Annotated in this window: 17 protein-coding genes; 12 read left to right on the top strand and 5 right to left on the bottom strand. The window is 37.2% G+C overall.

The annotated features are described in order from the left end of the window. The first annotated feature begins 1,307 nt into the window (after nucleotides 1-1,307). From ACFIM8_RS02570 to edd, 5 genes are all read left to right on the top strand, one after another. On the top strand, nucleotides 1,308-2,735 hold the full coding sequence (locus tag ACFIM8_RS02570; RefSeq protein WP_375606455.1) for a glutamine synthetase family protein: 1,428 nt from the start codon (nucleotides 1,308-1,310) through the stop codon (nucleotides 2,733-2,735). Nucleotides 2,736-2,740: 5 nt separating this feature from the next. After that, nucleotides 2,741-4,030, top strand: coding sequence for an NAD(P)/FAD-dependent oxidoreductase (locus ACFIM8_RS02565; protein ID WP_375609062.1), 1,290 nt, complete (start codon nucleotides 2,741-2,743; stop codon nucleotides 4,028-4,030). Between the two features lie 119 nt (nucleotides 4,031-4,149). Next, nucleotides 4,150-5,622 (top strand): glucose-6-phosphate dehydrogenase, encoded by a 1,473-nt coding sequence (zwf, locus tag ACFIM8_RS02560; protein ID WP_375614442.1) that lies wholly within the window; start codon nucleotides 4,150-4,152, stop codon nucleotides 5,620-5,622. Nucleotides 5,623-5,632: 10 nt separating this feature from the next. Next, nucleotides 5,633-6,385: a 6-phosphogluconolactonase gene (gene pgl, locus ACFIM8_RS02555; protein ID WP_375606452.1), complete on the top strand. Its 753-nt coding sequence runs from the start codon at nucleotides 5,633-5,635 to the stop codon at nucleotides 6,383-6,385. Between the two features lie 55 nt (nucleotides 6,386-6,440). Further along, entirely contained in the window at nucleotides 6,441-8,264 is a 1,824-nt protein-coding gene (gene edd, locus ACFIM8_RS02550; RefSeq protein WP_375614441.1) for a phosphogluconate dehydratase, read from the top strand. A gap of 60 nt (nucleotides 8,265-8,324) precedes the next feature. Here the strand turns inward: edd and folD are convergent, their stop codons facing one another. Then, entirely contained in the window at nucleotides 8,325-9,224 is a 900-nt protein-coding gene (gene folD, locus ACFIM8_RS02545) for a bifunctional methylenetetrahydrofolate dehydrogenase/methenyltetrahydrofolate cyclohydrolase FolD (RefSeq protein ID WP_375606450.1), read from the bottom strand. A gap of 306 nt (nucleotides 9,225-9,530) precedes the next feature. Here folD and ACFIM8_RS02540 point away from each other — a divergent pair, with 306 nt between their 5' ends. Further along, nucleotides 9,531-11,411: an AsmA family protein gene (locus ACFIM8_RS02540; RefSeq protein WP_375614440.1), complete on the top strand. Its 1,881-nt coding sequence runs from the start codon at nucleotides 9,531-9,533 to the stop codon at nucleotides 11,409-11,411. Nucleotides 11,412-11,730: 319 nt separating this feature from the next. On the opposite strand, the gene ACFIM8_RS02535 is transcribed toward ACFIM8_RS02540, so the two are convergent. Next, nucleotides 11,731-11,874 (bottom strand): hypothetical protein, encoded by a 144-nt coding sequence (locus ACFIM8_RS02535; RefSeq protein WP_375606448.1) that lies wholly within the window; start codon nucleotides 11,872-11,874, stop codon nucleotides 11,731-11,733. A 237-nt stretch (nucleotides 11,875-12,111) separates the two neighbouring features. On the opposite strand from ACFIM8_RS02535, the gene ACFIM8_RS02530 reads away from it, so the two are divergent. From ACFIM8_RS02530 to ACFIM8_RS02520, 3 genes are all read left to right on the top strand, one after another. Continuing rightward, nucleotides 12,112-12,855, top strand: coding sequence for a 16S rRNA (uracil(1498)-N(3))-methyltransferase (locus ACFIM8_RS02530; protein WP_375606447.1), 744 nt, complete (start codon nucleotides 12,112-12,114; stop codon nucleotides 12,853-12,855). A 59-nt stretch (nucleotides 12,856-12,914) separates the two neighbouring features. After that, nucleotides 12,915-14,288, top strand: coding sequence for a glutamate--cysteine ligase (locus ACFIM8_RS02525; RefSeq protein ID WP_375606446.1), 1,374 nt, complete (start codon nucleotides 12,915-12,917; stop codon nucleotides 14,286-14,288). A gap of 1,968 nt (nucleotides 14,289-16,256) precedes the next feature. Then, the gene (locus ACFIM8_RS02520; RefSeq protein ID WP_375606445.1) at nucleotides 16,257-17,612 is read left to right on the top strand and encodes an L-cystine transporter; all 1,356 of its coding nucleotides are present in this window, start codon (nucleotides 16,257-16,259) and stop codon (nucleotides 17,610-17,612) included. A gap of 7 nt (nucleotides 17,613-17,619) precedes the next feature. Here the strand turns inward: ACFIM8_RS02520 and ACFIM8_RS02515 are convergent, their stop codons facing one another. Then, nucleotides 17,620-18,498: a methyltransferase gene (locus ACFIM8_RS02515; RefSeq protein ID WP_375606444.1), complete on the bottom strand. Its 879-nt coding sequence runs from the start codon at nucleotides 18,496-18,498 to the stop codon at nucleotides 17,620-17,622. Nucleotides 18,499-18,694: 196 nt separating this feature from the next. Here ACFIM8_RS02515 and ACFIM8_RS02510 point away from each other — a divergent pair, with 196 nt between their 5' ends. After that, nucleotides 18,695-19,480, top strand: a complete 786-nt coding sequence (locus ACFIM8_RS02510) for a ComF family protein (protein ID WP_375606443.1) — start codon at nucleotides 18,695-18,697, stop codon at nucleotides 19,478-19,480. Between the two features lie 46 nt (nucleotides 19,481-19,526). Then, entirely contained in the window at nucleotides 19,527-19,784 is a 258-nt protein-coding gene (gene grxC, locus ACFIM8_RS02505; protein WP_375606442.1) for a glutaredoxin 3, read from the top strand. A gap of 17 nt (nucleotides 19,785-19,801) precedes the next feature. Here the strand turns inward: grxC and ubiG are convergent, their stop codons facing one another. Further along, on the bottom strand, nucleotides 19,802-20,545 hold the full coding sequence (gene ubiG / locus ACFIM8_RS02500) for a bifunctional 2-polyprenyl-6-hydroxyphenol methylase/3-demethylubiquinol 3-O-methyltransferase UbiG (protein WP_375606441.1): 744 nt from the start codon (nucleotides 20,543-20,545) through the stop codon (nucleotides 19,802-19,804). 188 nt (nucleotides 20,546-20,733) lie between these two features. On the opposite strand from ubiG, the gene ACFIM8_RS02495 reads away from it, so the two are divergent. Then, nucleotides 20,734-21,990, top strand: a complete 1,257-nt coding sequence (locus tag ACFIM8_RS02495) for an aspartate kinase (RefSeq protein WP_375606440.1) — start codon at nucleotides 20,734-20,736, stop codon at nucleotides 21,988-21,990. 1,217 nt (nucleotides 21,991-23,207) lie between these two features. Here the strand turns inward: ACFIM8_RS02495 and nhaA are convergent. After that, the gene (gene nhaA, locus ACFIM8_RS02490; RefSeq protein WP_375606439.1) at nucleotides 23,208-24,569 is read right to left on the bottom strand and encodes a Na+/H+ antiporter NhaA; all 1,362 of its coding nucleotides are present in this window, start codon (nucleotides 24,567-24,569) and stop codon (nucleotides 23,208-23,210) included. Nucleotides 24,570-24,622 lie beyond the last annotated feature (53 nt).

The following is a 24,622-nucleotide window of genomic DNA, read 5'->3' as shown; positions in this document are numbered from 1 at the left end:
TATTTTAATGGACGTGCGGGACATCATTGTTATGTTGCTGGGTCTTGGAATTTGCGTCTGGTTATGAAATATCATTAGCGCAAAAAGATGGTTTTAAAGGTAGAGATTTTAATATCTCTGTAAAACTTCGAGAAGAGATAGAATTATCTATTAGAAAACATATAAATGTCCAGTGTGATAATATTATCGAATGACATGACATCATCGCTCTTGCTCGCCATTTTGACATATTACCTAAAATCTCATTGAGATTGTGTCATGTACTGGCAAACGGGGATAGATCGCGTTTTGGTATGACTGCGACGAAGTTACGTGCTGCATTGTCTTTACTAGAATCCAATAGGATTAGGCTTAATAGGGTGCATTTGCATGGGGGCGTGTGCTCGGTCTGCACAGTATCACGAGATCATAAGTCAAAGTATGTGAAAGCAACTGATACAAAAAAGATTTTACGATGGTGGAAGATCGACGATGAAGGACGTTAGTTCAAAGAAAATTGATATTATTGTGTTTTCATATCCTGATTTTTGGGCTTTTGAGATATAAATAACACACCTCTTAGTGGGCTGGAGATTATCAAATGTTGAATCACGCATGGCGCAATTAGCAAAAAATCCTATCTATTGGATTTGGTATGCTCTACTGGATTCTCAGCTCTAAATATTGTGTGCGAAGTGCAATGTCAAGCGGTGGGAATTGATATAAGTGCAGAGTCGTACCATCCGCTCAGAACAAGGTTGATAGCTCTGTTATGCAGGCGATGGTTAAGTTTTATGTCGGAAATGTTGAGCGTATGACTTATCCTGAAAATACATTTACGCATATTATGGCGGGGTGAGTGTTTGTAAGCACTAGCTGTAAAGGCTACTCACCATCCTAGGGTGTTTACTTCTATGTGGATAACAATAGAGTTACAAAACTTGCTTCATATTAAAAAAGTTTCTTTTCTTTTAATTAAGCATTGCTACAACCAAAAGGAAATTAAATATCTCGTCTTTATTATTCTCGCCAATGTTTGCTTGTATATGATTATTTGAATCGGAATTAGGTTATGTTCCCTATGGTATTTCGCACTGTTTTATATAAGGAGAAGGTTCGACCGATGTATCGCGTGCAGTACCAATTTTCACTATGGTGATAGGATAGCTTGATGGTGATAGGATAGCTTGTTGAGCGTAAAATTCTTTTACCTTGATGAATCTTATAGTATTCTTCAAAAATATCAGTTGATAAATTTTTTTTGTGTCGTTTATGCATGGGCTGATACAATAAAAATAGGACTTAATTGTTTTTAAAGTTGGTATGTTATGGCTGTAAAAAATGTTAAACAAACGAAAAGTAAGAATTTTAAACCTGTCTCTCGTTTTCTCAAAAGTTTACGTGGTGTGAATAATTGGGAACAGGTTTCACAATGGCTTTCTTTTCGTAAGGTAGAGGATATTGAATGTATTACGCCTGATCAAGCGGGAGTTCCACGGGGTAAGATGATGCTTTCTAAAAAATTTACATCGGAAACATCATTGGCATTGCCTTCAGCAGTTTTTATGGCAACAATTTCAGGGGATTATCCTGAAGATGGTCATGGTTTTGAATATCCTAAAGCAGATGGTGATTTACGCCTTGAGCCTGATCTTTCTACGTTAAGCATTGTGCCATGGGAAGATGCTCCTACGGCACAGGTGATTTGTGATCTTGTGTATCAAAATGGTCAGGTTGTGGATTATACACCACGCAATGTTTTACGAACGGTGGTTCATTTTTACACAAAAATGGGTTTAAAACCAGTTGTTTCACCAGAAATTGAGTTTTATTTGGTACAAAAAAATCCCGATCCTGATTACCCTTTAGTTTCACCGGTTGGTCGTTCTGGGCGTTCAATTGGTGGAGGGCAAGGCTATTCAATTGCTGGTGTGAATGAATTTGATGATTTGATTGATGATATTTATCATTTTTCAGAGGCACAAGGATTGGAAATTGATACACTCATTCATGAAGAAGGAGCAGGTCAGTTTGAAATCAATTTACGTCATGGTGATCCTATTGAATTAGCGGATCAAGTTTTTATGTTTAAACGAACAATTCGTGAAGCAGCACTGAAACATAATATGTATGCGACATTTATGGCAAAACCCATTCAGGGGCAGCCAGGTTCTGCGATGCATATTCACCAATCGGTCGTTGATAAGAAAACGGGTATGAACATTTTTACACAGGAGAATGGTGAAGAAAGTGTCTGTTTTCGGCATTTTATTGGTGGATTGCAAAAACATATGCCAGGGGTTCTTGTGATGCTTGCGCCTTACGTGAATTCTTATCGACGTCTTGTACCTGATAATTCGGCTCCTGTTAATTTGCGGTGGGGATATGATAATCGGACGACAGCTTTTCGTGTTCCTCGTTCTGCTCCTCAAGCGCGGCGTGTCGAGAATAGGCTTCCTTCATCAGATGCGAATCCTTATTTAGCTCTTGCAGCTTCTTTAGCGTGTGGTCTCATTGGTTTACAGCAAAAAATTGAGCCAGATGAGCCAACGACAAATAATGTGAATGCTGATAATATTGAGTTACCGCGTGGACTCATTGAGGCAGTTAATTTGTTTGAACAAGATACAGCAATACATGCTATTTTAGGGGATGTGTTTGTCAGTACTTATGCTGCAATCAAACGACAAGAGTTTGAAACTTTTATGGAAGTAATTAGTCCGTGGGAGCGTGAATATCTCCTGCTGAATGTTTAAATTTTATGACAACGATTGATGATAATCCAATTTCTCCAGGAATTTCTTGGTATGAAGATACTTTAAAAGAGCGCCCCTCTTATCCATGTTTTGATGAATACAGACAGTGTGATGTGGTCATTATCGGAGGTGGATTTACGGGACTTTCAGCTGCTTATCATTTAGCCAAAGCTGGAGTGGATGTTGTTTTGTTTGAAGCATCACGTTTTGGTGATGGCGCTTCAGGGCGCAATGGTGGTCAATTAGGAACGGGGCAACGGCAGTGGGTAGAAACATTAGAGAAAAAATATGGTTTTGAGCGCAGTAAGGTTCTGTTTGATTTAGCAGAAGAAGCTAAAAAAGATATTTTATCGTTATGCGCGATGCCTGATTGTCAGTGTGATTTGATAGTAGGACAACTTTCTGTGACCCATAAAAGGCGTGATCTTCTCTCTTATCAACGGCATATTGAGGTGATGCAACGTTACGGTTATCAGGCTCTTACTTTTATGGATAGGGCTGAAACATCTAGGCGACTTGGATCGCTTTTTTATTGTGGTGGTATTTATGATGCGGATACCGGCCATATAAATCCCTTAAAATTGGTTGTTGGATTGGCAAAAAAAGCCCAAGATGCTGGTGCTAAGCTTTATGAGAAATCACAAGTAACGACCATAAGGCGCAAGCAAGCCCATTGGAAAGTGATAACAGAAAAAGGCAGTGTAACAGCAGAACATGTTTTACTTGCAACAAATGGGTATAAACTTGGTCTGGAGCGTTTTATTGAAAAAAATATTGTTTCTATTCGCTCTTATATTGGAGCAACGGATCCATTACCAAAGCATAGTTCAATTCTTATAGGGGGGGAATCGGTTGATGATTCCCGTTTTATGGTTCGCTATTTTCGCAAAAGCATTGATAATCGTCTCTTATTTGGTGGTGTAGAAAGTTATGATAATAAGCATCCTCTAAATTTAGATGAACGTATAAAACGGCAAATTGTTGAAATTTATCCTCAATTACATTCTATCAATTTAAGCCATCGGTGGGGAGCAACGGTAGCGATTACAGTTGAGCGCATGCCCTATGTTCGCCAACTTTTCTCAAGGATAACTTATTGTGGTGGTTATTCAGGGCATGGCGTTATGTTGGCTCCTTTCGTGGGAAAATTATACGCAGAATGGTTAACTGGAAAATATGAACGTTTTTCCTATTTCCAAGACTTAAAGATTTCATCTTTTCCGGGGGGACGCGTTTTGCGTTATCCGCTTATATTTTTAGCAATGCATTGGTTTTCTTTAATGGATCGCCTTTAATGGAAACATTGCTTGAAATGAAGAAAATTAATGGCTTATTTAGTATCTGTCTGCTTTAATGATGAAAGCTTTTATAAGTGATATGGGATTTCATAATCGAATGGAAAATAAACAAGTTCATGGTGCGTAAAATTATTCCAGTTTCTTCCTTTGATTGTATTGTTTTTGGTGGCAATGGTGATCTGGCGTCGCGCAAGCTTTTGCCGGCTTTGTATCATTGTCAGTGTGCTGGGCAATTCAATGAGCCAACACGTATTATTGGGGTTTCGCGCACTTCCCTAAGTCGTGAAGAATATCAAAATTTTGTCCGCATTTCTTTAGAAAAACATATCCATCCAAAAGATCTAAATTCAACAGAACTCAATCGTTTTCTTGCACGTTTAAGCTATGTTTCTGTTGATGTTTCCTCGAACCGAGGATGGGAGGATTTAGCCCTCCTTCTGTCACAAGATTCAGCGGATATTCGAGCTTTTTATTTGGCTGTTGGTTCGTCACTTTTTACTGATATTGCGATGAAGTTGGGAAAAAATAATTTGGTGACAGCACAAACACGGATTATCATTGAAAAACCAATTGGTTGCGATGTAAAAACAGCTATTTCACTTAATAATGTATTTGCAAGCGCCTTTAATGAAGAGCAGATCTTTCGCATTGATCATTATCTTGGGAAGGAAACTGTTCAAAATTTAATGGCATTGCGGTTTGTTAATACACTTTATGAACCGCTATGGAACTCCAATTATATTGATCATGTTCAAATAACCGTTGCTGAATCTTTAGGGTTAGAGGGGCGTACAGAATACTATGAAAGCACTGGTGCTCTACGCGATATGGTTCAAAACCATATGCTACAGTTACTTTGTTTGGTTGCGATGGAAATACCATTTATCAACAGTGCTAATGCTGTGCGCGATGAAAAACTTAAAGTTTTACATTCTTTGACACCGCTTGATGTCCATAATGTAGGGCAGCATACTGTACGTGGGCAGTATCTTTCTGGTCTATCAAATGGTATATCTGTAGAGTCTTATTTTGATGATCTGGGAAGAGCGAGTGAGAGCGAAACATTTGTTGCGCTTAAGGTTAAGATTGATAACTGGCGCTGGGCCAATACGCCTTTTTATTTACGAACAGGTAAGCGTATGTTCACGCGAATGTCTGAAATTGTTGTCGTTTTTAAACCTATTCCTCATAATATTTTTAATGTGGATTTAGATGAAATTTTTTCTAATCGGCTTGTAATTCGTCTCCAACCTGATGAAGGTGTAAAACAATGGTTGATGATTAAGGATCCAAGTTATGGCGGTATGCGGTTTCGTCACATTCCATTAGACATGAGTTTTGCTTCCGCATTTTCTGAACGTAATCCTGATGCTTATGAACGTTTATTAATGGATGTTATTCGTGGAGATCAAACACTGTTTATGCGTCGTGATGAAGTTGAGGCTGCTTGGCGTTGGATTGATCCAATCATTGAGGGATGGGAAACAATAAAACAGCCTGTTCACAGTTATAACGCTGGTTCGTGGGGGCCGTCTGCTTCGATGAGCCTCATAGAACGTGATGGACGTATATGGAACAATTTAGTTTAGAGCAATAAGTATGTATAGAATGAATATTGATCGTTTAGACTTTGAAACCCCTCAGACTTTAGCTTTGGCATTAGCAGATCGAGTAGCCGCAGAGCTTAGTATATCTGTTCTTGAGCGTAATAGAGCAGTTTTAGCGGTGTCTGGTGGTAAAACACCAGAATTGTTTTTTCATTATTTGTCAAAAGCGGATATTGATTGGCAAAAGATCATTATCACTTTGGTCGATGAACGTTTTGTTCCTACACACGATGAACGTTCAAATGAACATATGGTACGGTGTCATTTGTTACAAAATTTTGCAGAAAAAGCACGTTTTGTAGGGCTTTATCATAAAGCAATTACTGCTGAACTTGCTGCTTTTTCAGCGGCGAGTCGTGTTAATACTTTGCCTAAACCCTTTGATGTTGTTGTTTTAGGAATGGGGGAAGATGGACATACGGCTTCTTTTTTTCCTGATGCTGATCGTTTAAAGCAAGCGCTTGATTTACGAACACAAGCACTTGTTTTACCCCTTCATGCTAAGAGTGCTGTTGAGCCAAGACTCTCACTAACTTTGCCAGTTATTATGCAATCTCGTTGCATTATTCTCCATTTCGAGGGTCTTCAGAAACGCGATTGTTTTGAGGAAGCTTGTCAAGATGGGGCTGAAACAGAAATGCCTATTCGGGCAATTTTGCGTAATTCCCCTCATCTCGTTCAGGTTTATTGGTCGCCTGCAGAAAATGAAATAAGTGAATCAAAATATGCGACACAAGGTGAATAAAACGTAATCTCTCTCAATGAATGAGGGGAAGAAACAATGAAAGGGGGAGAGAAATATGGCACTTTCCAAGACAATTGCCACAGTTACACGAAGGATTTATGAACGTTCTCGATCAACACGAGAAATTTACTTAGATCGTATTGCAAAAGCACAAGTTCATCGCCCCAAACGGAGTTTTTTAGGATGTGCCAATCAGGCTCATGGCTTTGCTGCTTGTGGTGCAATAGATAAAGAGCGCTTGAAGGGAAATATCGTTGGGAATATTGGCATTATCACGGCATATAATGATATACTTTCAGCACATCAACCTTTTGAAAAATTTCCTCACTTAATTAAAGAGTCGGCCCGTACGGTTGGTGGTGTTGCACAAGTTGCAGGGGGTGTTCCCGCGATGTGCGATGGTGTTACGCAGGGAAATGCGGGGATGGAGCTTTCCCTTTTTTCGCGTGAAGTAATTGCAATGGCAACAGCTATAAGCTTATCACACGATGTCTTTGATGCAGCATTGTATCTTGGGGTGTGTGATAAAATTGTGCCAGGTTTATTGATTGGTGCCCTAACATTTGGTCATTTACCAGGAATTTTTATAGCTGCTGGTCCTATGACAAGTGGTCAAGGTAATGATGAAAAAGCGAAGATACGTCAACTTTACGCCGAAAATAAAATAGATCGTCAAACACTTCTAGCATCAGAAGCACGTTCTTATCATGGACCAGGAACATGTACATTTTATGGAACAGCTAACTCTAATCAGGTGATACTGGAGATGATGGGGCTTCATATGCCGGGAGCTTCTTTTATTAATGCGAATACACCGTTGCGTGATGCTTTAACAAAAGAAGCCACGGAACGTGTACTTGAAATGACAGATCTTGGTGATCATTATAGTCCACTTGGTATGATCATTGATGAGCGTTCTTTTGTGAATGCCATTGTAGGGTTAAATGCAACAGGGGGATCTACCAATCATACGATTCATTTGATTGCTATAGCTGCGGCTTGCGGTATTCAGTTGACATGGCATGATATTGCAGAAATTTCATCCGTTGTGCCTCTTTTAGCGCGAATTTATCCGAATGGTTTGGCTGATATCAATCATTTTTATGCAGCAGGGGGGATAGGATTTATTATCCGCGAGCTTATCGAGGCAGGTTTAGTGCATGAAGATGTTTCTACGGTTTGTGGTCAAGATCTCAATGCTTATGCAATTGAAGTGAAGCTTTCTGCTGATGGACGTGTGGTGCGTGAAGCTGCTCTCAAGGAAAGTGGTGATCATAAGGTGTTAGCAGGATGGAGAAAACCATTCCAGCCTGAAGGGGGTATTCGCGTTTTATCGGGAGATTTGGGAACAGCTATTATAAAAGTTTCCTCTGTTAAACCAGAGTATTGGCAGATTAAAGCACCAGTCTTTGTTTTTAATGATCAAGAAGAACTACAAAAATCTTTTAAATCTGGAGCGTTGCATGATAAAGATTTTATCGCTGTTATTCGCTATCAAGGACCAAAAGCCAATGGTATGCCAGAGCTTCATAAGTTAACGACCATTTTAGGCGTTTTACAAGATCGCGGTCAAAAGGTAGCATTGATAACGGATGGGCGTATGTCAGGAGCGTCAGGAAAAATTCCTGCTGCTATCCATGTGACACCAGAAGCAGTGGATAATGGCCCCATTGCACGTTTGCAGGATGGTGACATTGTTTTCCTTGATGTTCATGGGGGTAAATTAACTCTTTTGGAAGATTTAGCAAAATTTAACGCGCGAACAACCACGCCTCCTGATCTTTCAAAAAATGAACATGGTGTTGGACGCGAACTTTTTCATGTGTTTCGTCAATCCGTTAATCGTGCAGATCAAGGGGCATCTGTTTTTATGACATGACGAATGTAAAAATGGTAAATCATGTGCAATGAAACCATGCAAAATGAATTGTTACAATTCTTAGAATTTTGGTATAGGAAGATTGTGTGATCGCGCAGCGGCTTTGAGTGTATTAACCATAAGCATGGCAATTGTCATTGGTCCAACGCCTCCTGGAACAGGGGTGATCGCAGCAGCTTTTTCTTTTACATTTTCAAAATCGACATCACCAACAAGACGTGTTTTCCCTATACCTTTTTCTGGTGCAGCAACGCGATTAATACCGACATCAATAACAATTGCACCATTTTTCACCCAGTCTTTTTTAATCATTTGTGGGCGGCCTACAGCAGCTACGAGAATATCAGCGCTTCGACACACATCATCAAGGTCACGGGTACGACTATGGGCAATTGTCACAGTGGCATTGGCTGCTGTTAAAAGGGCAGCCATAGGTTTTCCAACAATATTAGAGCGTCCAACAACGACAGCATCAAGTCCAGATAAATCTTGCCCACATTGTTGTTCAATCATCATCATGGCACCAGCTGGTGTGCAGGGAATAATAGCATCTTCAAGTGCATTTGCCGCGAGTTTTCCTACATTAATATAATGAAAACCATCAACATCTTTTTGAAAAGCAATGGCTTGTGTTACGCGGTTTGTATTCATATGAGCAGGGAGAGGCAGCTGTACCAAAATACCATGAATTTTTGGATCAGAGTTTAATGTTGCAATAAGTTGAAGTAGTTCTTTTTCTTGGGTTTCTTTGGAAACGACATGTTTGATTGAAAGAAACCCACATTCTTCGGCTTTTTTATTTTTTGAGGCGACATATACTTGACTTGCGGGATCATCTCCAACAATAATAACGGCGATACTAGGTTGTATATTATAGTGACGGCGGAGCTTTGTTGTTTCGGCCTTAACTTTTACGATAATCTCTTCAGCAAGTTTTTTCCCGTCGATAATATTATTCATTCAGAGATCCTTTCGGTAAGGCTGTTTGTTTTTTTGTAAAGCATTTTCTAATGATACGATAGAGTTTTATAGCAATAACGGTAAGAATGGTTTGATAAGGTTGTGGATTTATAGTTTTAGAAGACTTTTAAATAATTGCTTTATAAAGAAGCAGCAACATTGCTGTTTGAATAAACTTTGGATAAAGAATAAAAATAATGAAGATATAAAATATATAAGGCGAATTATAAGGATATAAAAAATCTTTTAACGATCATTTAATTTTGTATTTAATCTGTTATAGGGGGATAACTGCAGAGGGATGTTGTGCACATCAGAATAATAAAATTTTTGAGCGGAATTTTTATTACAATTATCTTTTTATTTGGAGTGGGGATTCTCGTTTTACCTTATCTTGTCTCTACAGATGCGATTCGTATTCATTTAGCACAGGATTTGAGTGCATGGACGGGTTATAATGTACAACTGCGTGATCCACCGCGGTTACATCTTTTCCCTTATCCTAAAGCATTTCTTTCCGGCGTTACTTTAACATCAAAAATGGATGATGTTACGCCATTATTGGAAGCTGAATCAATAGAAGTTGATCTTTCTTTAATAGATCTTCTTTGGGGACATGTTTCTTTTTCCGAGACGCGGATTGTGCGTCCTCAATTTGTTATGGAAAAGCCCGTTGAAACAATGGCAGATTTTTTTGATAGATTTTCTCGCTCACAAGGTGCATTAGGATTGGCAATACGCAATGCGCGTGAAATATTAAAAAATAATCCTGAACATCCAGAGCTAGAGCATCTTTTGAAACAACCTTTTGGGAGGATTGTTATTGAAAATGGTGTTCTTGTGTATCACGATAGTTTTTCGGGAGTAGCAGAAAAAATAACAGGATTAAATGCGACTTTAGATTGGGCTGAATCGACTGAGGAAGTACGCTTGCGTGCAGATGCTCGTTGGCGCGGAGAATTTACAAAGTTATCAATTGATGCTTCTCAAGCATTGCTGCTTCTTGCAGGAGGGAAAAGCCAGATTAAGGCAAGTCTCAATTCTGTGCGTGGGGGAATAACGTTTACAGGACAGGCTCGGTTATCTGAATATTATATTTTTGATGGAAAGGTATCGATGCGTTCTCCGGGATGGAATCAGACATTGTCTTGGATTGGTGGGAATCAGTTTTGGGGACATAAATTAAAAATACCCATTGTATGGGAATCTCATTTTTTAGCGCAACCAATGCATATCCAAATGAATAATGTTACCTTTACGATGGGGCAAACTAGTGCGCGTGGGGCTTTAGAACTTGATTTCCAAGATTCTGTACCAAATATCATGGGCTCTTTAGCATTTGATAACTTAGATTCTAGCACTTTGGGCTCAATGTTTTTTTCAAGCAAAAAGAAAAATTCATTTTTTGATATGACAAATTTTGATTGTATTGGGGTGGATGTACGACTTTCTGCACCACAAACTAAAATAGGGAATATTTCACTCACAAATTTAGCTGCTGCAATACAAATAAAAAATGGGCATGGTATTTTTGATCTTGGGCATGCGAATATTTGGGGTGGATCCATTCAAAGTAATATTGAAGTTACGCCAGTTGGACAGAAAGTGCGTATTGGAGGAAATATTTCAGGTGCTTCTATTGATATGCAGGAAGCTCTAGAAGCTTTAGGATTTATTCCATTTATACAAAGCAAAACGAATTTTACTGCAACGATACAGACACTGGCTGATTCTTGGATGGAAGTTTTTACAAAAATGCAGAGTGAATTAACATTAAAGATGTCTTCTGGTCGGCTATTAGGGTATGATTTGAATGAATTACAAACAAGACTTTCAAACAAACAACAATTTCTTTTAATAAATGATGATTCTCTTTCCACAACTTTTGATCACTGGAATATCCAGACAAGCTTTTCAGAAGGTGTGATGAAAGTGACAGAGTCATTGATGCATACAGCAGACTTGAGTTTATCCATTCAGGGAGCTATTGCAACTGCTATTTCTCAAGGGAAGCAGAATGAATTGATACTACAGGCACAATTACGAAAAAATTATAGATCAGACACTTTATGTAAAGATGTTCAATGCCTTGCTAACAGCCTTACATGGCCTTTTACATTTTCTCTGAGCTCTAAAGGACAAGATCATGGTAATTTTTTAATTACAAAAGCCACTGATACAGATTGAGTATTGTTTTTCGTCTATACAACATTTTATTTTATAATTATAACTCATCCGTTTACAATTTAAAGTTGTTTTTAAACTTAAATAAGAAATTCCACTATCGTAAGATTCTCTCATTTTAAATCTATTCGTGATAAAGTCATAAAAATCGTCCTCTACGTTATAAGCGTGGTTGGTATGTCGATAAATGAGTGAAGAGAGGAAGAACAACGCTTCTTATAAAATCTTTTAAATACAAGAGATTCATAATATTGATGCAAGTCTTAGAAGGTTGCTAGCAATATTTTGTTACACTAAATTTTTAAGGGATGTCGGTCAGTGCTTATTGAATCTCAGAAGAAATACCATAGCCATCTTTGGTAACTGTATGCTTCCCGTCGGCTCCAACAGAACCAATTCCCACTGTAATCAAAATAAAGGCTAAGAGGGTTGTAATCGTAATAATTGTAGCTTTTTTAGCAGACATATCTTTTTCCTCCACGGATGCATCAATGACCCAATTCAAAGATGAACGGTGTATTATCTAAACTTTTATGAAAGCAGAATCACTTAAAGACCGATAGGTTCCTATTATCATCTCATAAAGCTAAAAAAACTCTATAAATTTTTCATATATTATAGTTCTATAGATATATTTTTTTCTTTTTGTTATATATTTTTCTTCATTTTCTCGATGATGATAGTGAGCTTTGGCAAGATTTTTATGCGCATAAATTATAAACTTAAAAGATTATTTATTAGACAGACATTGGCTTTGAATGAAGAAATAAAGATAGAGGGGGCGCAAGCTTTTTATCTTGTGCATGTTTTGCGGATGAAAGAAGGAGCAGAAATTTTACTTTTTAATGGACAGGATGGTGAATGGCTTGCTAAACTTATCATTGTAAAAAAAAAATTTGTTGTGGTTCAGCTTATCCATCAAGAAAGATTACAAACGAGGCATTCTAATCTTATTTATTGCTTTGCTCCACTTAAAAACGCGCGGTTGGATTATATGGTGCAGAAAGCTGTTGAAATGGGGGTATCGATTTTGCAGCCTGTTATAACGCATCATACGCAGGTTACGCGTATCAATATGGCGCGTATGGAAGCCAATGTTATCGAAGCTTCTGAACAGTGTGGCATTTTATCTCTGCCTGAATGCGTATCTGCTCTATCATTAGCAGAACTTTTAGCACAGTGGGATGAGACACAGCCTTTATTCTTTTGTGATGAAGAGCATAAATCGCATAATCCATTACCTTCTTTTAAAAAGCGTGACGTTACAACACCTGGTGTTCTCATTGGACCAGAAGGTGGGTTTAGTGAAGAAGAGCGGAGCTTTTTAAAAAAACATCCTTTTGTGGTTCCAATATCATTAGGTCCGCGTATTTTACGCGCTGACACTGCCGCTGTCGCTGCTTTGGCTCTTCTTAATGCTACCGTGGGGGATTGGGCAATGGATTGAGAAGTCTGTAAAATCATTCTAAACAATTCATTTAAGACGATGATAGGATATGATAAGTTATGGCGCTTGATATAACCGATGAAAGTGAAATTTATAACTTAGATTCCTTGGTTAGCTATTTCCAAGGGGGGTATAAACCAGAAGATGATTGGCGTATTGGTACAGAACATGAAAAATTTCCGTTTTATAGAGATGGTTTTCTTCCTGTTCCTTATGAAGGTGAGAGAGGAATCCGAGCGCTTTTAAAGGGGATGCAAAGCGTTTTAGGATGGGAACCTATTTTAGATGAAGGGAATATTATTGGGCTCGTAGGATCAGGTGATCAGGGGGCTATTTCTTTGGAACCTGGGGGACAATTTGAATTATCGGGTGCACCATTAAAAACAATAGGTCATACTTATAACGAGTTGATGCAGCATTTAGCTCTTCTCAAGAAAATTTCAGAACCATTAGGGATTGGTTTTTTAGGTCTTGGTGCTAGTCCAAAGTGGACTTTGGCTGAAACGCCGAAAATGCCTAAGTCACGTTATCAGATTATGACTGATTATATGCCGAAAGTGGGGCATAATGGTCTTAATATGATGTATCGCACATCAACGGTTCAGGTTAATCTTGATTTTTCATCTGAAAGTGATATGCGGCAAAAAATGCAAGTATCTATGAAGTTACAGTCTATTGCGACCGCATTATTTGCAAGCTCACCTTTTACAGAAGGACGTCCGAATGGCTTTTTATCTTGGCGTTCTGAAATTTGGCGTAATACGGATAATCAGAGGACAGGGGTTCTCCCTTTTATATTTTCTGAGCGCTTTGGTTTTGCTGATTATGTTGAATGGGCCCTTGATGTTCCAATGTATTTTGTTGTTCGTGATGGTCGTTATTATGATTGTACACACATAACGTTTCGTCAGTTTATGAATGGAGCATTAAAAGGACAAGTTGCAAATTCAATTCCAAATATGGGAGATTGGATTAATCACCTATCAACGTTATTTCCTGAAGTCCGCTTAAAAAGATTTTTAGAAATGAGAGGAGCGGATTGTGGTTCTTGGAAGCGTATTTGTGCGTTGTCAGCTTTTTGGGTTGGGCTTCTTTATGATAGAGAAGCACTTAATGAGGCGGAGGCTTTGACAAAAGATTGGTGTTTTGAAGAAGTTTTAGAGTTGCGCCAACGCGTTCCAAAAGAGGGGTTAAAAACTCCTTTTCGTCAAACCATTCTGTTAGAATTAGCACGTCAAGCCCTTGCTATTGCACGCAAGGGCCTAAAAAATCGCAAACAGTATGATGCGAATGGTTTTGATGAAACAAATTTTCTTAATCCTTTAGAAGAGGTTGTTGCAATGGGGCAAACAGATGCTGAAAAATTGTTGTCCTATTACTATTCTATTTGGAATGAGTCTGTAGAACCTGTATTTTTAGAATGTGCTTATTAAATTTGAGGCAAAGACATTTTGTACTTTTTTAAAAATGCATATCACTGTGGTGGCTCATTCATTCACTTATCTTAGAAAGAATATTTCCCCTTGCTTTCAACATTGTCTCGTAAATCATACAATACAAAGATCTCTTAGTCCCTGTTATTTTTATATCCAGATTAATACTGTCACGATATTTCCGTAACCTCAATCTTGTATCTTTATCTTAGAGATGGATCATAAGAGATATATTTAGCTTGTTATCAAATATTTTTATCCACTTGGCTCATCACGCTTATGAATAAGTCTGAAAACAATATTTTTCACTTTTTAATAAAGGAATAAAAATATTATTTGTGTTTAATAATCTTATCCAATATTAAATTATTATCATTCAATATACGATGTTTATATGAATATGAAGTATTTTTTATGTGGAACAAAATACAAAAATTTAGTTGTTGTACAGGCAAGCTGCAAATACTTATTTTGTTCGCTAAACATAGAGTGGGCTGCTTAACTTTTTGTTGCTTCCATTTTTTATTAGCCAGATCTTATAAGGATTCTTATCCCTTTTTTTATCATTATACGATATAATTACGCTGTCATTATGCAGACAATAGCTGTATTTTTAAAACGGGTAAGGAAATTACATGTTATTATTTTCTCTGGACGCATAATTTGTTCTTTTCGGTTAATGAGAGTTGGAGAATCTAGAAATTTTTTTCTATATTCAGCCATCAGATCATGAAAGTCTTCTGCAAGTTTTGCGAGAAAAACATCTTTTTTCAATGAATCAAATGAGTATTGTATTTGATTAGTGAGCAGATCTTCATCTTTGGATTATTTGCCAAACAACAGCAAAACGTCCACAAAAGGCAAGTATTGTGTGATAATGCTTTAAAATATCCAATTGTGGAGGTTCAATTTGTAGTTCTATTAAATATTTTTAAAATCATACCTTATCATATTCTACAGATGTAACAGGTTTTGTCTTACTTTGAAAGACTTTTATAACTTCTTTTGCTATTTCCTTTTTTTCACGATATTCTAAGTCTTTATGGTTTTGACTGATAAAGTTCATTGTACGGATTCAAATCGTTCACTTTAGTATATCCAAATGATATTAATACAGCAAACAAAAGTATCAATAGAGAAGATACAACAATAAATGTTATGGTACGCTTCATGAGTAATTTAACTCCTTATCTTCAATAAATAGACCGATATTAAATACGTCTATGATGACGATTGATATCATTTAGTTTTGTTATATCAACAGGATATATGGTATTTTTGTTGGTATTGTGTTTTAGGGTGTGTTGAGTAATGTTTTATATTATTAGTTGTATTGCATTTTATAGGTATTGTGGTTTTCGAAGTCTTCACATTTGAGATTTTTTTGTTATTGAGAGGGCATATTTTTATGTCTATAAAGAGAATTTCGAAAAACAAAAAAGCTTCCATTGAGAGCAGAGAAAGAATGTGTAAAAGGTGTTATCCATAAAATAATTATATTTGAAGTGCTGATCAAAATTGTTGAGAGTGCCGTCCATAAAATTGGCAAGAGTGGCTTGATCTTGTATTTTTCAGAAAAGTTATGAATGTTCGATTATTAATTAACCATTGTTTGGAAAGTTCTTTTCAATTCAAAGAGCAAAAGAGAGTGATAAGGGCATTTAGAGTGATAAGATATGTTGGAGTTATTCAGTATTAAGATGCTATGAGTGCTGTTTATATTTCTCTTTTTAAATTATTTAATGAGAGTATAAATTTAAATAATAGGAAAATAATTTTATTTATTTTCTTTAAACATTTATTAGTAGATAAAAAATTCTCTTTTAATCTATAAATTGAAAAATAATGGTTTTGTAAAAACCTTGTAAGTTTTATACTTTAACTTTCAAATATCATGCATTGATTTTGAGGTATGTATGTTATTTACATCAATCATAAACAATAGTGGATATAGACTGGGCATAGACAATGACATTTAATTTTTTTATCAATTTATTTCTATTTGTTATTTTTTTATTGTGGATTGCTCAGAGTAAGAGAATGCAATGGAGTCTTTCACTCCGTGTTATGCTAGGGCTTATCCTTGGCTTGATTTTTGGTAGTATTTTACAGTTTGTTTATGGAGAGGGTGAAGGCACTTTATTGAAATCCGTTGAATGGTTTAACATTGTTGGTGAAGGCTATATTTTATTGTTACAAATGATTGTTATGCCACTGGTTTTTGTCTCTATCGTTTCAGCGGTTGCTCATTTACATTCTGTTTATGCTGTTGGAAAGATGAGTATAATAACAATTTCAATATTGCTTTTTACAACGGCTCTTTCAGCATTGGTTGGCGTGCTTGTGGTTAATTTCTTTGGATTAACAGCAAATGGTTTGGTGCATGAAGGGCAAAATGTTTCTGCTATTCTTGAAGGTCATATTTCTCAACTTGGAGATATGAATATACCAAAGATGATTTTGTCTATGATTCCTAAAAATCCATTTGCTGAATTGAGTGGAGCTAAACGTACGTCAATTATCAGTGTTGTGATTTTTGCGTCATTTTTAGGTGCAGCGGTTCTTCTTTTAAAGAAAGATGAGCCAGAAAAAGGAGAAAACGCGCTTTTATTTATTCAAGTGGCACAAGCTTGGATTATGCGGTTGGTCCGTATAGTGATTGCTTTGACGCCTTATGGTATTTTTGCTCTTATGACGAAAGTAGGAGCGATATCACGTATTTCAGATATTTTAAATTTACTGGTTTTTATTATTGCCTCTTATGTCGGTATTATCTTAATTTTTGGTATTCATGGTGTACTGCTTGGCATTTCTGGGATTAATCCCTTTCGTTTTTTCAAAAAGGTTTTACCGGTTTTAACATTTGCTTTTAGCAGTCGTTCAAGTGCTGCAAGTATTCCTTTGAATATTGAAGCGCAAACGCAGTGGATAGGAGTCCCGCAATCCATTGCGAGTTTTGCAGCTTCTTTTGGGGCAACAATTGGACAAAATGGTTGTGCCGGTCTTTATCCAGCGATGCTTGCGACCATGATTGCACCCTCTATGGGTATTAATCCTCTTGATCCTACTTGGATTGCTACGCTTGTTGGGATTGTAACGTTGAGTTCTATTGGTGTTGCTGGTGTGGGGGGAGGGGCTATCTTTGCTGCATTGATTGTTTTACCAATTATGGGATTTCCTGTTACTTTGGTTGCTGTACTCATCTCTATTGAACCGCTAATTGATATGGGACGTACTGCTCTAAACGTGAGCGATTCAATGGTAGCTGGAACAATTACCAGTCAAATGTTACGAACAACGGATAAAAGTATTTTAAAAAAATGATTTTAGGTTATGTTTTTTTAGATTGTAAAACATCTGTAAGAGATATTTGCGCTGAACCAGGTTGTAGGGGTTTTTGTTGATTGGGGTGAGGGGCCCAACCAGAGAGCCAGATGAAAGAAAAATGTGCACGAATACGTCCATCAGGATCACTAAATCGTTGTGCATAGATTTCAGCTGCGCGGAGAAAAAAACGTTTGGATACAGGGCGTCGTGAACGATTTATGTGTGCATTTTGCATTCCCATAGCTTTAAGATCGTGCATAAGATCAAACATTGTATTATAACGTATTGTGATATCTTCAACGTCTGCTACAGGAAGGGCAAAGCCAACACGCTGTAAAAGAGCGCCTGCATCACGAATGTCGGCAAAAGGGTAGACCCTAGGGCTTGCTCCATCATAAATTTCACTTTCAGCTTGCAGCAGGCTTTCGCGCAATTCTCTTAATGTACCAGCTCCTGCCATAACAGCAAGAAATAAGCCATCTGGTTTAAGAGTATTTTTTATCTGGCTTAGAACACCAGGGGTATCATTGGTCAATTGTAATGAAAGAAGTGAAACAATAAGGTCACAGTAACTTTGAGGTAAATCAAGAAATTCTCGATGACGTAAATGAAATTTTTTATCATGGCTTTGATAAAGCGTATCGGTTTCAATACGTTCTATGGAACAAACTTTTCCAGACTTCATTAAAGCTTGCGCAGCAAGGTCTGTATGGCTGTGTAAATCGAGAGCTAATGTAAAGAGGCGATCAACAGTACTAAGACGTTTATAGAGATCTTCTGCTATGTGAGAGAGTAAAAAGTCATATCCTTTTTTTGCTTTTTGGAAAGCGCGTTTGCGGAATTGTTCAATGCGGTTATGATCAAAAATTAAAGGATGCGACATATTGTAGAACACTTTCTCTCTATGAAAGAATATATTTTGAAAAGGTTCATTATTTGTGCAAGCTCTGTCAAGTTTATAATATGAAAGAAAATAAATTTATAGAAGGTAAGAGTTTTTAAAGGAATTAAAATTATAAATTGAGGAAATACAAAGGAACTTTTGTTCTACGGGGAACTTGTAAAAGCCTAGATTTATAATGTTGTACTTTCGAGAAGCGGCGTTAAATAGCAACGATATACTAAGTAAATGCATTGAACGCTTGAAAACAATGCTTTATCCCCCAATTTGTCCTGGATGTAAGCAAAATGTTTCTACTTATGGTACGATTTGCTCCGAATGTTGGAAAGAACTTCAATTTATCACAAAACCTTATTGTCCTGTTATGGGGACTCCTTTTGTTTGTGATATGGGGGAGGGGTTTCTCAGTGGTGAAGCACTTCGTAATTCTTATCCTTTTTCACGTGTTCGCTCGGTCATTGTTCATAAGGGGCTTGCACGAACTTTAGTAACGCGTTTAAAATATGGTGATCATATAGAATTGGCATCATTTATGGCCAAGTGGATGATGTTTGCTGGACGCGAGGTTATTGATGATTGTGATGTTATTATCCCCATTCCATTGCATTTTCGTCGTTTTTGGGAGAGGCGTTATAATCAATCTGCTGAGCTTGCACGTTATATTGCAGAATCACAAAAAAAGCTTTTAAAACCGGGGTGGCTTGTTCGTTGTCGGCATACCCGTCCGCAGGTTAGTCTTTCTTCAAGAGAGAGAAAACTTAACGTAAAAAATGCTTTTAAGGTTTCGCATAAGGTTAAAAAATACCTTAAAGGATGTTCTGTTTTACTGATTGATGATGTTTTTACAACGGGTGCAACAGTTACGGCAGCAGCCTCTGCATTAAAAGATGCAGGTGCACGACAGGTTGATGTGCTAACATTTTCGCGTGTCCTCAAAGAAGATTCTATTTATCCCTCTTCTTAAGAGAAACTTGAAGTGAATATTATAAAAAATATTGGAGGAAACTATTATGAAAGAGATAATAATTTATACACGTCCCGGTTGTCCTTATTGCATAAAAGCTCGTGATTTACTTGATAAAAAAGGCGTAAAATATACAGATATTGATGCTTCTACATCCCGTCGCCAAGAAATGGTACAGCGCGCAAATGGACGTAATACATTTCCGCAAATTTTTATAGGTGATTATCACGTGGGCGGTTGTGATGATCTTTATGCTTTAGAGGCTGAGGGAAAGCTCAATTCTTTATTACAAGGCATACAATAGTTGTAAATGAGATATTCTTAAGACCGTTTTGCGAGAAGGAGGTAGTTAACGTCCATGTCTTTTGAGCGATTCCAGCTGTCGTTTAATGGGTTATAAGTAATACCTATCTCATCAATGACAGCTAGAGCATTTTGTGATAAGAAATTTTTAAGTTCTAGAGGTTTTAGGAATTTTTTATAATCATGTGTTCCTTTAGGAAGCCAACGTAGGATATATTCAGCGCCTACAATAGCAAGCCCCCATGCTTTCCATGTACGGTTGAGTGTCGAGACAAACATCAACCCTTGTGGTTTCAGCATTTTTGCTGTAGCTTCTATGAAGAGATTAACGTCAGCGACATGTTCAACAACTTCCATATTAAGGATGATATCAAATTTCTCTCCTTCGTTGGCGAGTGCTTCTGCCGTAGTGGTACGGTAATCAATTAAAAGATCATTTTGGGTTGCATGAATTTTTGCGACTTCAATATTCGTTTGTGAAGCATCAACGCCTACGACCATAGCGCCAAGACGTGCCATTGGTTCACATAACAAGCCTCCTCCACAGCCAATATCAAGAATTTTCAAATTCTCAAAGGGTGTAAGTGAAACAGGGTCACGATTAAACTCTAAACAGATTTTTTCTCTGATGTAAGCAAGGCGTGTTGGGTTAAATTGGTGAAGAGGTCGAAATTTTCCTTGTGGATTCCACCATTCTGTAGCAATACGTGAAAAGTGATCAATTTCACTTTGATCAATAGTTGTCCGCATTTTATCTATCATTTTGCTTTCCTTTTATTTTTTAATGATCACGTCAAGTTTTTTTATAAAAAGTCAAGAGAAATTAATATAATCATAATGAAACTTGCACAAATGATAGATATTCGCTATGTCGAGTAAATGATTAGTTGATAGAACATCTTATTCTCGTTACCGTTTGAGATAAGAGATGTAAAGATAGAGTATTATTAATGGCGCGCATTGTCATGAAATTTGGTGGAACATCTGTAGCAAACATTGAATGTATTCATAATGTTGCAAGGCATGTCAAAAGAGAGGTTGATGCAGGTAATGAGGTTGCCGTTGTCGTATCTGCGATGGCTGGTAAAACCAATGAACTTGTTCAGTGGACGTGTGATGCTTCGCCTATACATAGAGATGTTCGTGAATATGATGTTGTGGTTGCTGCTGGTGAACAGGTTACTTCTGGTTTGTTGGCTTTAACACTTCAAACAATGGGCGTGAATGCACGTTCATGGCTTGGTTGGCAAATTCCTATTCATACAGACAATGCGCATGGCCGTGCACGTATTACTGATATTGACGGATCTTTTTTAATAGAGCGTTTTCAGGAAGGTCAGGTTGCTGTTATTGCTGGTTTTCAGGGGGTAACTCCGGATAATCGAATTTCTACCTTAGGACGTGGGGGATCAGATACAAGTGCTGTTGCTATAGCAGCGGCTGTACAAGCTGATCGCTGTGATATTTATACGGATGTGGATGGTGTTTATACAACGGATCCACGTATAGAACCGAAAGCGCGTCGTTTACCAAAGGTAGCTTTTGAAGAGATGCTGGAAATGGCTTCTCTTGGTGCAAAAGTTTTACAGGTTCGTTCTGTTGAATTGGCAATGGTTCATAAGGTTCGTACCTTTGTGCGTTCAAGTTTTGAGGATCCTGATGCTTTAGGCATGGAGGATCCAATGAGTTCTTCTGGAACACTTATTTGCGATGAGGATGAAATTGTGGAACAACAAAATGTTACTGGTATTGCTTTTGCTAAGGATGAAGCACAAATTTCCCTTCGTCGGCTTGCCGATCGTCCAGGGATTTCGGCAGCAATTTTTGGCCCCTTGGCTGAAGAGCGCATTAATGTTGATATGATTGTGCAAAATATTTCTGAAGATGGCTCAAAAACTGATATGACTTTTACGGTACCATCAGCAGATGTAGAAAAAGCTGTTGCACTTCTTGAGAAAAATCGTAAAGAAATTGGATTTGATGTTCTCCAATTTGAAAGCGATCTTGCCAAGGTATCTGTGATTGGTATTGGAATGCGCAGCCATGCAGGTGTTGCTGCTACAGCTTTTAAGGCTTTGGCTGAAAAGGGTATTAATATTCAAGCAATCACCACCTCAGAAATTAAAATTTCTATTTTGATTGATAGTGCTTACACTGAACTTGCGGTTAGAACATTACATGCTGTTTATGCTCTTGATAAGGGGTGAGCATTTTTTAGCTCCAATAAAGTTTCAATAACGTAAAGCTTTAATATATATTAATAATTTTTATTAAGGATAACTTATATTTTGAACTTAAATGAGAACTATTCAATACAGCAAAATGCTCTCATTTTAAACTTATTCGTGATCTTGAAAACGGGAAGACAGTTTAACACTGGGAGACTATGAAGTTGTAAAGGTAAAAATCAATACTCATCTTTACGCTTATAAAGGAGAAAGTGAGCCGCACTAAGGCTATTTTCAGTTTCCAATATTGTGCAACTTTTGCTTTGAAATAAGGAAACCTTCCGGTATTTTGCTTTCTTACCCGAGTGATAAGACGACAAATGATCCTTAAAAATATATTTGCTCAAAAAATAATATGTTTTTTAAAGAAGGCTAGGATTAAAGCTGTTGATAATACTGACAATAAAGTCAGTAACGAAAAGATGGATTTGTTGGAAAAATGAGCTACGGGATTACTTAACTAATTATTGGGTCTGCTTGCTATGTTGACGTTATAAGTGATAGGTGAGGTTGGAAGAACTGTTGTGGCTATAAAGGGCAGTAAAAAACTTATATTATTTCAATAAATTAACGTCTATATACTTTATTATAAAAACAGAAGCTTGTAAGAATTGTGATGATGGAGTTAAGGTGTTTGAAACAACTCTCTATGATTTTTATACACACAGTTATGGTGAGAAAGTTATTTTGTGTTGATTAACTCAATATACCTTATTCATGTGCATTGAGTAGCCAAGATCTTAATGATAGCTTCAAATGAAGATATATTATTTACATTACTATTAATTATTGTTTCTTATTTTTTTGTTATAATTAAATATAACATATTGATTTATAATAGGAATTCATTGTTTCTTCATAGTGGATAATAGCTTTGACGAAAGATCGCTTCTCCTATCACAAATCCCTTTATATTAAATCAATTAAAATTATTTCTGTATACGCTACAAGTGGGACTGGTATGTGAGTAAACTTTATTGAAGAAAGGAGTAAAAACGTCTCTTACGAATTCTCTCAAGTGTCAAAAGTTGTTGCAACATGAGAGGTTGGCAAATAATATGATGATGTCAGTTTACATCTTCATAGATGTAAAGATGAGGTAAAACAACGGCTTTTACGTTCAATATTGTCCAAATCCAACAAATGAATAGAATCACTTTTTAAAAAGCTCGTATAAAAGTCTATTTTTAATTAGTTTATTGGGAACTATGAGCAACGTCTTTATTGCGCTTAATATAAATAAATCCATATCCTAGACCGATAAGAGCAGATAAACCAGAGCCACAAAGTACTCCAATTTTTGCAGCATCAAGAAGGATAATATTTTTAAAAGCAAGCATTGAAACAAAGATAGACATTGTAAAGCCAATTCCTGCTAAAAAACCAATGAGTAAAATACCTGTCCATGTCATATGAGGAGGGAGGCGGCATAGACCTGATTTTACAGCTAGATAACTGGCAGTGATAATGCCAAGCGGCTTACCGATGAAAAGCCCAATAACAACACCAAGAACAATCAAGAATGATTTATCGGAAGAAAGGTCAAAGTTTGCAAAACTTACTCCTGCATTTGCAAAGGCAAAAATCGGCATTACACCGTATGCAACCCATGGATGCAATGCTTTCTGAACACGGGTTACTGGAGCAATTATGGCACGCTGTCCTTTGCGCATTTTTTTCAATGCGGTTGAAATATGATGGAGATCTGTTTTAATATTTTTTTCTTGAAGAATTTGCATAGCATTGCTGAGCGTGGTGAGTGGCGCTACAAGAGTCCGAGTAGGAAAAACGGGAGTCATCATCCCTAAAATTACACCAGCAAGTGATGGATGAACGCCTGTTACCATTAAACCCCACCAGATGATTGCACCAGGTAAAATGTAAAGCCATGCTGATGCAAGCCCAATCCATTGAAAGAATAGCACTAGAGCAATACCTGCTCCTGCAATCATTAAACCACTAAGATCAATGTTTGTTGAGTAGAAAAAAGCAATAATAAGAACAGCTATAATATCATCAATAATCGCGAGTGATAGAAGAATGATATGAAGATTAGAAGGAATTTTTTTTCCAAGAAGAGCAAGAATACCGAGAGCAAAGGCAATATCTGTTGCTGTTGGTACGGCCCAACCATGTATATGCCCATCATTAAAGTTGAAGATAAAATAAATAATTGCAGGGAAACAAACACCCCCTATTGCAGCAACAATTGGTAAGATTGCTTGTTTAAAATCGGCAAGAGCACCTTCATGAATCTCGCGTCGGATTTCCATTCCTGCAACGAGAAAAAAAATAGTCATAAGGGCATCATTAACCCAAAAATGCAAATCCCATGAAAGAGTGAAATGCCCCAAATTAAAACCAAGAGGTGTATGCCAAAAAGATTCATAGAGATCAGCATATTTAGAATTGGCAAAAATGAGTGCAGAAGCAGCAGCTAATAAAAGAACAATACCACTAAGAGCTTCAATATGGAGAAAACGCTCGATAGCAGAAAGCGCTTGATTGGTGACACGAGAAGCGCGATTAGGCAAGCGATTTGAAGATAAATCAGACATGAACAACTCCAAGTATCGACAATTTTATAATTCTATATTCTCTTATGTAAATG

The sequence above is a fragment of the Bartonella sp. AC535YNZD genome, assembly GCF_042196625.1.
Taxonomy (GTDB): Bacteria; Pseudomonadota; Alphaproteobacteria; order Rhizobiales; family Rhizobiaceae; genus Bartonella.
Note: the sequence above shows the minus strand (reverse complement) of the source record. Positions and strands in the feature narration are given on the sequence as shown.

Excerpts from the sequence above, each read along its gene's own strand:
- ACFIM8_RS02515 (WP_375606444.1), bottom strand. The coding sequence starts at position 18,498 with ATGTCGCATCCTTTAATTTTTGATCATAACCGCATTGAACAATTCCGC.
- grxC (WP_375606442.1), top strand. The coding sequence starts at position 19,527 with ATGAAAGAGATAATAATTTATACACGTCCCGGTTGTCCTTATTGCATA.
- ACFIM8_RS02495 (WP_375606440.1), top strand. The coding sequence starts at position 20,734 with ATGGCGCGCATTGTCATGAAATTTGGTGGAACATCTGTAGCAAACATT.
- zwf (WP_375614442.1), top strand. The coding sequence starts at position 4,150 with ATGGTGCGTAAAATTATTCCAGTTTCTTCCTTTGATTGTATTGTTTTT.
- ACFIM8_RS02565 (WP_375609062.1), top strand. The coding sequence starts at position 2,741 with ATGACAACGATTGATGATAATCCAATTTCTCCAGGAATTTCTTGGTAT.
- ACFIM8_RS02570 (WP_375606455.1), top strand. The coding sequence starts at position 1,308 with ATGGCTGTAAAAAATGTTAAACAAACGAAAAGTAAGAATTTTAAACCT.
- edd (WP_375614441.1), top strand. The coding sequence starts at position 6,441 with ATGGCACTTTCCAAGACAATTGCCACAGTTACACGAAGGATTTATGAA.
- ubiG (WP_375606441.1), bottom strand. The coding sequence starts at position 20,545 with ATGATAGATAAAATGCGGACAACTATTGATCAAAGTGAAATTGATCAC.
- ACFIM8_RS02520 (WP_375606445.1), top strand. The coding sequence starts at position 16,257 with ATGACATTTAATTTTTTTATCAATTTATTTCTATTTGTTATTTTTTTA.
- ACFIM8_RS02530 (WP_375606447.1), top strand. The coding sequence starts at position 12,112 with ATGCGCATAAATTATAAACTTAAAAGATTATTTATTAGACAGACATTG.
- folD (WP_375606450.1), bottom strand. The coding sequence starts at position 9,224 with ATGAATAATATTATCGACGGGAAAAAACTTGCTGAAGAGATTATCGTA.
- pgl (WP_375606452.1), top strand. The coding sequence starts at position 5,633 with ATGTATAGAATGAATATTGATCGTTTAGACTTTGAAACCCCTCAGACT.
- ACFIM8_RS02535 (WP_375606448.1), bottom strand. The coding sequence starts at position 11,874 with ATGTCTGCTAAAAAAGCTACAATTATTACGATTACAACCCTCTTAGCC.
- ACFIM8_RS02525 (WP_375606446.1), top strand. The coding sequence starts at position 12,915 with ATGGCGCTTGATATAACCGATGAAAGTGAAATTTATAACTTAGATTCC.
- nhaA (WP_375606439.1), bottom strand. The coding sequence starts at position 24,569 with ATGTCTGATTTATCTTCAAATCGCTTGCCTAATCGCGCTTCTCGTGTC.
- ACFIM8_RS02510 (WP_375606443.1), top strand. The coding sequence starts at position 18,695 with ATGTTGTACTTTCGAGAAGCGGCGTTAAATAGCAACGATATACTAAGT.